The organism is Bradyrhizobium frederickii (assembly GCF_004570865.1).
In the GTDB taxonomy this organism is placed as follows: domain Bacteria; phylum Pseudomonadota; class Alphaproteobacteria; order Rhizobiales; family Xanthobacteraceae; genus Bradyrhizobium; species Bradyrhizobium frederickii.
Window position 1 is genome coordinate 49,729 of the sequence record NZ_SPQS01000033.1, and the last position, 7,857, is coordinate 57,585.

Sequence of the window (7,857 nt, forward strand, 5' to 3'; positions counted from 1 at the left end):
AGCGAATCGAATGACGAAGTTGCCTTTGTGCTTGACGGTCAGCCCTTCAGCCTTGAACCCGCAGTTGCTGACGTCGCCTGATGGCGGCAAAGGTTCATTCGCGACCGTCGAACTGCTAGTCGCGGCATCGCGGTAAGCTGCGGCGGAGCGGCTTTGGGGACCGAAGATTCTGCTTGAGCAAATTGCCGCTGCTTCGAATATCAACCTTTGCCGTGGAAACGACGGTTTACGCAACGCGGAGCTAAACGGCTGCCTACCAAATTTGGTATGGGACATAAAGACGCGCTTGCATCGAGCGACCGAAAGTCTGTCACGCTCGAGCGATATTGGTGGGGACGAAAAACGTCTTGGCAGGCTTCATGCCCGTTCCTGTAAAGCCACGCACACTGGCTCTGTCGACCAAATGCGAGCGTCGTCCTCCAGGGACGAGCCTCATTTCGGCCTTCGCCGCATTCAATCTCGCCAACTCGCGCCCGAATCGTTTGCAGGGCGAGCAGGAGCTTTGGGTCGTGGCCGCGAAGGAGCTTCCGCCCGGCACCTCCCTGCACGTCGGCATGCTCAAGCCACAAACCAAGGTGCTTATCGGCGGACACGCGGCGGAACCTGAGGGACGGCCAGACAACAATGTCCACGTAGATCTAGGCATCCATCGAACGGTGCCGCGCGCCACCGCAAAGGTCGCGCGCGCACCGCCACACCTGTTGAGCCTCAATGCCGGCATTTCGCCATAAACAACGGACCATACGTTGATGGCGTCGAAAGCTGGATGGGGCGGCTCCACCTTAATCTGCCTGGTCTGACGCGCGTCCCGCAAGACCTCTTTCCCGAGTTCAAGCGGCGTGATCATCGACACGGCTTCGTCAGCTACCTAGCCGCGCGCAACCGTTTCCCAGCACCGCCATTGCCTCCGGCGTCTAGGCTGACGGTTGCCTGCTCACCTGAAGCGAGGCGTCAATACATGATCGATGACGAACTGGATCTGCGAACCTTCACGCCACATCCGCAACGCGACGCTGTGCTCCGCGAAGTGCACGCGCGCCCCTTCACGCGCCTTGATTCGCCGTTCAGTGTGATCCACTTCGCTTTTCTTGCACAGGGCGAGGCGGCCGCAAGCGAACGCTGCCGTTTTATCGATTTTTGCCTCGAGCGCAATCTTACGCCGCCTGAGCAATCGGCGAAACTTCATCAGATTGTCATCGGGCCCGCTACGCTACGCTGGGAGCAGCATTCTGAATTTACAACACTCACCTGGATCTGGACTAATTCAAATTGTTCTGCCGCAGACCGATTTGACAAAGTTGATGGTACTGTCCGATCGCTGATCCGCGCGTTGCGTCAGACCGGACAGTTGCTGGTCGCGATCAGGCTAGAAGTGGAGCAGGACGCCTCGCCGACTACGCGGGCCGAACAGATTTTTGACGAGAACAGCCTCGCCATGGTTGCCACAAAGAGCGGCACAGGCATTGCCGCCTCAGACTTCCGCGTGGACGAAAAAGGCTTCACGAAAATCCTCGTTTGCGACCTTGGCATGACATCCCACGATCTTGGAGCGCTAGTGCAGCGGCTCCTGGAAATCGAGACCTACCGTCCATTGGCGCTGCTTGGTCTGTCGGCGGCCCTTGAGCTTGCACCATCTGTTGATCGCATCGACCGCCGGCTTGTTGAGGCGCTCGAGAAGATGCAAAGCGGTGAGGGGCTGCGGTTCAACAACCATCTGCTTGCGGAGCTGACGGCGCTGGCAGCCTCCTTCGAAAGAGGCGCGACCGGCAGCCTGTTTCGCTTTGGCGCGAGCAGGGCCTATAACGAGCTGGTCCAATCGCGTCTGTCCATCATTGAAGGCAACAATATCTCGGGCTATCCAACCTGGTCGGCGTTTCTAGCGCGCCGTATGGCGCCGGCGATGCGAACCTGCGCGACCGTTGAGGACCGTCAGGCGACTCTATCGGACAAGCTAGCGCGTGCCGCCGATCTGTTGCGAACCCGGGTCGACGTCGAAATCGAACGGCAGAATCATGACCTGTTGCAGGCTATCAACGAGCGCGCGAGACAGCAACTTCGGCTGCAGTGCACGGTCGAAGGATTGTCGGTCGGGGCGATAGGATATTATGTGGTCAGCCTGTTTAGCTATCTTGCCAAGGGCGCGCATGACGTCGGACTGCGAGTAGAGCCATCGTTCCTGACCGCGGCCTTCGTGCCGATCGCGGTCGGCGTGATCTGGCTGGTAAGCTACAATGTCCGAAAGAGACACCTCAAGCACCACGACGCGCCCTCCGTTACTTGCGACTAAAGCTGCTTGAGGGGTTCGGTGCGTCCGTCCTGCGATCCTCGCATGGTCGGGGTCAGTCGCCCTTGCGCGGCTGGGACGGGGCCAGATCAGGCTGAAGCCCTCACCTTCCTCGTCGGCAGGTTGGCGAAGATCGGTGGGGTGAAACTCGGATCGTCGAGCTTCAGACCCCCTCGTTGGAGCCCTTCGCCCGGGCGGCCCTGATCTCCAACGGCCGACGTAGACCCAGTGGCTCGGTTGTCGCCGGAGCGGTTGGTTTCGGGGGCAATCCGCACGTTCCTGGCCTGGAGCGAGAGGGTGACGATTCCACCGATGATCTCGTTGTTGCCGGTCCTCGTGAAGGTACGGATGCTCGCCATAATAGTTCTCCTTGATCTGCGTTTCCGAGCCCCCACCGGCCTCGATGGTGATCGACGGGCCGGAGGTGATCGACGGAGCACTGCGATCGATGCGTCAGGCGTTCTTCGGGTGATCAATCCATCGAAAAGGCGGTTGGCGCGCTCGCCTGCAGAACTGACGTCAAGAAGAATGTGGCGAGTTCGACCGCACCGAGAGGCCGGCAAGTGAGTTCGATGGTGATACGCGCCTTCTGCCTTTTGCAACGGACCAATTTGGAGTCGTAGTTACGTGTCAGCCGCGCGGCCGTTCACCTTATTGTCGCCGTCTCATTTCTGAAATGCGACCGCTTGGTCCATGCCTCTATGATCGCTGCTTTGAATGTCTTGGCGCTTTAGACCAGCTACATTCTAATCACATCCTGATGAGGGTTTTTTGACATCCTGGTCACACCTCGTGCACACGTCCGCCTTAGCAGTCGACAAACCTAAACTTCCGACCAAGTTCATCACAGTCAGCCTTGCAAAGCGCCACGATCTGGGGCGATATTTGGTATGATCCCCTGATCGTAGAGCCGGCCATGAATCGTGCCGGGCAGCGACTCGGCAATCGAGAAGTTCGACTGCTTGATCCAATTGGTCGCGCCAAGACCCACATCTCTTGTCGCACCCGCGATGATCGAGAGCCCACGAGCGGATCGAACCGCAGCGCCCCCAGCGCGCCGTAGCGAAGCTGGCCGTCGAGGCTGCCGCCCAGACCAGGCCTCGCGCAGCACGATCCCTTGCTCCTTCGCTGTCTTTGATGAGCCCGAGCGAGCAGTATCCCGACGGCAGCAATGCTCGCGAGCCTGAAGGGCAAAAGAGATGAGACTTAGCTTGGATCTAGAACCAAGCTCATCTCGCGGATTTTTGCATCGATCTTTTCGAGGACAGCCGTCGGAACAACATCCCGCTCAGGAAGGTTCCACCAAAGCTCGTTCACCGATGAAACGACTTGCTTGACGGCCGAGATGACGGCGGGATCCGGTAGCCGCGCCCGGTTGGCAAACTTCCGCCAACGATCCGGAGTAAGCGCCTTGAAGGACTTCTCGCCCCCCAATGACAGCGCCATGTCGTCCTTTGGAAAATAGGCCGTGGTCGACAGCACGTCGTACACCGGGGCGATGGCCGGAGTGCAACCGTCGCCCGGATAGATCGTAGACCAATTTTTCAAGTGCATGTCTCCGTTCCCGACGAGCGCAGCAAGAGCCAGGCGGCGGACAAATTCGAGTGCGGCATCTGTCGACACCGCGACGTTCAGTGCGGAGGCGATATCGTGGTATGAAGCGTCATCGTACTTCTTGGATGGTTGCCGGCCGAAAACCTGAGCAAAGTCTTCGATATGTATCCGCCTGCCGTCGGGGCCCCTATCGAAACGCTTCACCAACAAAACTTTACCGGTCGAGAGGGTGTTGAACTCTTCAGGTATCTCCTCGAAATCCGATTTTTCAACAAGCTCTCGTTGAGGCACATCCATACCGATTGCCTCCGAGAGCGCTAGGATGGCGAACTCATTTTCCGACAATCCGACAAGATTGGTTGAGGGGAATTTCGCAATGTACTGACCCTGCTCGTCGCCGATGGACAAGGTCAATCCGCCTGCCCTGCCCGTGTTTTTCATCACCGAGAGCTTCATCTGAACTCCGGCCAGGGAAAAACGAGCTTTGATCACTTGTGGATCGGTTTGAGCAGCTTTTGTGGTAGTGCCGTCGCTGGGCACGACGCGCACGGCGCCCGGCAAGTCCGTGCCAAGCGCCGCCAGGAGGTCGAAATCGTTGCCCGGCCTCACCGCTCCTGCGTGGTGTTTCTCCATTGCCTCGCGGAGCCTGTCCTCAGGCAACATGTTCGCGAAGAAGGCCGGCAAGACGTGCGCTAGGGGTTTCGGATCTTTGCGAAGGCCGCCATCGGCGGAGCGCAACGAAAGGCTCAAGATTGGAGGCCTTGCCATGGCTCGATACGCTGGATCCAGGCTGAAAGCGTTGAAATCGCCCGGCGTGCGTACGAGCGTTCCGACCTTGAGCTTTTGAAGGAACACGTCGAGCGATCGGATGGTGTTGGGGGCGCGGACTTGGACACTCATTCATCACCGTCCTTATCGGTGGTGAAGGCCGGTCGGTCTTCGTCGTCGGAAGGGCGAAGCAGAGCATTGACGCCCGGGACCATTGCTTGTGGGATCAGCATCAACTCCATACCCAGCGCGCGCGCGACGTTGATCAGGGTCGTGGCACGCGCGGCGGCCGCGCCCTGCTCGATGTCACGGTAACGAGGCCTCGAAATCCCCGCGCGTTCAGCCACCTGCTCTTGAGTCAGACCCGCTTGTTTCCTGGCATCCCGGAGGAGCCGTCCTAGGTGGAAGGTGGTCTCCGAGCCGCGCTCCATGATCCCTACTCGTACCTTTTTACAAGATCCGTATACATATCGTGCTCAGAAACTGGGATCAACCATTATGTTCTGTTTACGTATCTTTCCAACTTAAAAGATCTGTAAACGTGTCATTCTTTTAGCCTCGATAACGGGAGCGCCTCTCATCGCAACGTCGGCAGCGATTACAGCCCCGAAGTGCCCTAACCGTATTCTTGGTTGTCCTGCGTTCGCCAGCCTCAAACTTAGATTGGCCTCAGGCCGTAACTCACACTTTTTGGAGAGCTCGGCCAGTTTACTCGCGCATCCGAGCGTCCTCCGGTGGGCATGCGAAGGGGCCGAAAATTGATCGCTGGCGCGGCGCCCCGGTGACTGCCGGCACGCGGGCAACCGGATTGCGGCTGGAGGTACCTTCAGCCGCGCCTGCCTTCGTTTACGTCAAGGGTGGTCGATGACCGCCTTGTCAGAGTTTGTCGGGCTCAGGCCCCTCGACGGGCCTGACGCGATCTTCGATGTAACGCCGCAGCGCTGCCGCGGCGTTCAGCATATACGCACGCATCCGGCGTGAGGCGTTCTCGCCGTCCCCTTCGGCAATCGCCTGCATGATGGCATCATGCTCGTCGCGGGACTTGCGAATGCGATCGCCCTGCCGCAACTGCGTGCGGCGGAAGGCACTTAGCCTGGCACGGACGTCCTGGGCCTGTTCGGCCATGAACGAGTTGTGCGTTGCGCCGTAGATGCATTCGTGTGGAAAACCCGGTTGAACGCATCATAGGCATCGACGTCGTTGGCCTCGACCATCGCCCGCGAGCCTTCGTGCAACTCGATCAGACGGCTGCGCTCGAGCGGCGTCATGCGATAGGTGGCGAGGCGGACGCACATGGCTTCCACCTCTGCTCTGGTCTCGAACATGTCCATGATCCGTTCGGGTGTCAAACGGACCTCAACCAGCCCGCTGACGACGAGCTGTCGCAGCGCCTCCCGCACCGGGGTACGCGAGGCTCCGAAGCGATCAGCAAGCTACTGCTCTTCGAGAGCCGAACCGGCGACGAGCGCGCCGGACGCGATCTCGCCTGTGAGCGCATTGCGGATGCGATCGGAGAGGAGGCCGCCATCTTCTTCGGCTTCTGCAACTTTGAACAGACCTGCCATTCAGCTTCCCATAATTGCGCGCACGGTGAAGTAGAGGATGGACGCGCATCCGCGCTCGTAGCCGCGCAGGAAGGACACTTCATGGGCAGCGCCTTCGGCGAAGTCCACGGCGCCAAGCTCACCGGCCTGTTGCGTTCGGCGCGCGCGCTCAAGCAGGATGTGGTGATCCTGTTCGACACCTGCGGCGGGCGACTTCAGGAAGCCAATGCCGGCGAGCTCGCGATCGCGGAAATCATGCGCGCGGTGATCGAGGCGCGGCGCAGCGACATCAATGTCATCGGCCTGATCGGCGGGCGCGCCGGCTGCTGTGGCGGCGGCAGCCCGCATCTGTCGATCTTCGGCCCCTGTCCGCATTGCATGCGGCGCGCAAGCTTGCGCCCGACGACGAGGAAGCAGTGCGCGTTGAGACCTGCATGAGACTGATCGCCAAGGTCACCGACACCAACCTGCTGCATCGTGGCGGGCCCGAGGGACTGCACTTCGCGCAAGAGAGTGCCTCCAGCTTCCCTGCCGCCGGCGACTTCGGATCGCCTGGATGGCGCCGGCGCGCGGCCGACATTCATGAGGCGTTCGTGGCGCGCAATCTCAGCCCCGGCGGCTCGGCCGATCTGCTCGCGATGGCGCTGTTCGTCGATAGGATAGAACTCTGATGCTAGCACTACTCTGCGGCGGTCAAGGTACGCTCTCGGACAAGATTTTTGATCTTGTCGCAGAGCCGCCCGCCGCGGAGCCGGTTTTGCCGCAGCGATGGCTTGTCTCCGCGCGGACCCCCGGCAGTTCATCAGGACGCGGACCGCTGATGAACTTTCCGCCAATCATTCCAGCCAGATCCTCACGGTTACATCGACGCTCGCGATTCACGCCTGCATCGCCGATCTCCTGATCGAGCAAACCGCCGTCACCGGCTGCAACGTCGGCGAGATGGCGGCCTGGAGCATCGCTGGGATCTGGACGGCCGAAGAAGCGCTGCGGCTCACGGATCTTCGCGCGCGGCTGATGGAAAGCGCGGCAGGGCCCGATAGTCGACTCGGTTATGTTCGCGGCCTAGGGGCTGTTAGGAACCAGCAGCGAGTTTAGCGACGTTTTTGAGCATGATGCATGCGAAAGCGATCAGGTGGAGATCGGCGAGAGTCTGAGCGCATCGCTCGTAGTCTTTGACAAGTCTTCGGAAGCGTGTGGCCCACACGAAGGATCGTTCGACGACCCATCGCATTGGGAGCAGCACGAAGCCTCCTTTGGCCTCCGACAGGCTTTATGACCTCGAGGGCTATGCCGTGGTCTGCAGCCGACTTGAGCCGCGTGCGATGCCGCACAACCTGGTAGCGCCGCGCCACCAGCCGACGCTTGCGTTCGGTCTCCGCGTCCGGCGTCCAGATCTGCGGCAGATACCCGGCCGCCTGCAGACTGGCGAGCGTGCCGGCATCGATCTTGTCGGTCTTGACGTGAGCCTGGGCGATCGCCTTCACCTGCAACGGATTCGCGATAATCACCCGCGCCACGAACGGCGCCAGAACCCGCGACACCGCCATGCTGTTGGCGGTCGCTTCAACCACCACCTCATCATTGGCCAGCAGGGTCTTGCCAAATCCCTCCAGCGCAGTCCGCGTCATATCAATGCGGCCCGCATGTCGGAGCCTGCCGTCTTCCCAAATCACCACCTCCCCGAAAGTACGGTGGACGTCAATG

5 protein-coding genes and 5 pseudogenes are annotated in these 7,857 nt (G+C 60.3%); 4 read left to right on the top strand and 6 right to left on the bottom strand.

The genetic code is table 11. The features are described 5' to 3' along the window. The first annotated feature begins 347 nt into the window (after positions 1 to 347). A complete protein-coding gene (locus tag E4K64_RS35065) occupies positions 348 to 731 on the top strand; it encodes a DUF2169 domain-containing protein (RefSeq protein ID WP_126261747.1) in 384 nt (127 codons plus the stop codon). Between the two features lie 227 nt (positions 732 to 958). Continuing rightward, a complete protein-coding gene (locus E4K64_RS35070; protein WP_164719091.1) occupies positions 959 to 2,287 on the top strand; it encodes a DUF3422 family protein in 1,329 nt (442 codons plus the stop codon). 66 nt (positions 2,288 to 2,353) lie between these two features. Here E4K64_RS35070 and E4K64_RS35075 read toward each other — a convergent pair. From E4K64_RS35075 to E4K64_RS35090, 4 genes and pseudogenes are all read right to left on the bottom strand, one after another. Continuing rightward, positions 2,354 to 2,643 (bottom strand): annotated as a pseudogene (locus E4K64_RS35075) (DUF736 family protein); the annotation flags it as partial. 847 nt (positions 2,644 to 3,490) lie between these two features. Next, a complete protein-coding gene (locus E4K64_RS35080; RefSeq protein WP_126261748.1) occupies positions 3,491 to 4,738 on the bottom strand; it encodes a type II toxin-antitoxin system HipA family toxin in 1,248 nt (415 codons plus the stop codon). Then, positions 4,735 to 5,037, bottom strand: coding sequence for a helix-turn-helix domain-containing protein (locus tag E4K64_RS35085; protein ID WP_126261749.1), 303 nt, complete (start codon positions 5,035 to 5,037; stop codon positions 4,735 to 4,737). The genes E4K64_RS35080 and E4K64_RS35085 overlap by 4 nt, the downstream gene beginning before the upstream one ends. 445 nt (positions 5,038 to 5,482) lie before the next feature. Continuing rightward, positions 5,483 to 6,171: pseudogene (locus E4K64_RS35090) on the bottom strand (GntR family transcriptional regulator). Positions 6,172 to 6,207: 36 nt separating this feature from the next. Between E4K64_RS35090 and E4K64_RS35095 the strand changes: the two are divergent. Beyond that, positions 6,208 to 6,489: pseudogene (locus E4K64_RS35095) on the top strand (biotin-independent malonate decarboxylase subunit beta); the annotation flags it as partial. Between the two features lie 77 nt (positions 6,490 to 6,566). After that, positions 6,567 to 6,821, top strand: a complete 255-nt coding sequence (locus E4K64_RS35100) for a triphosphoribosyl-dephospho-CoA synthase (RefSeq protein WP_430642555.1) — start codon at positions 6,567 to 6,569, stop codon at positions 6,819 to 6,821. A 404-nt stretch (positions 6,822 to 7,225) separates the two neighbouring features. Here E4K64_RS35100 and E4K64_RS40910 read toward each other — a convergent pair. After that, positions 7,226 to 7,402, bottom strand: a pseudogene (locus E4K64_RS40910) (transposase); the annotation flags it as partial. A 55-nt stretch (positions 7,403 to 7,457) separates the two neighbouring features. Further along, positions 7,458 to 7,856 (bottom strand): annotated as a pseudogene (locus E4K64_RS40915) (IS110 family transposase); the annotation flags it as partial. Position 7,857: the final 1 nt, after the last annotated feature.

What these genes read in the sequence shown, in the direction of transcription:
- E4K64_RS35070 (WP_164719091.1), top strand. Translation starts at nt 959, where the DNA reads ATGATCGATGACGAACTGGATCTGCGAACCTTCACGCCACATCCGCAA.
- E4K64_RS35080 (WP_126261748.1), bottom strand. Translation starts at nt 4,738, where the DNA reads ATGAGTGTCCAAGTCCGCGCCCCCAACACCATCCGATCGCTCGACGTG.
- E4K64_RS35085 (WP_126261749.1), bottom strand. Translation starts at nt 5,037, where the DNA reads ATGGAGCGCGGCTCGGAGACCACCTTCCACCTAGGACGGCTCCTCCGG.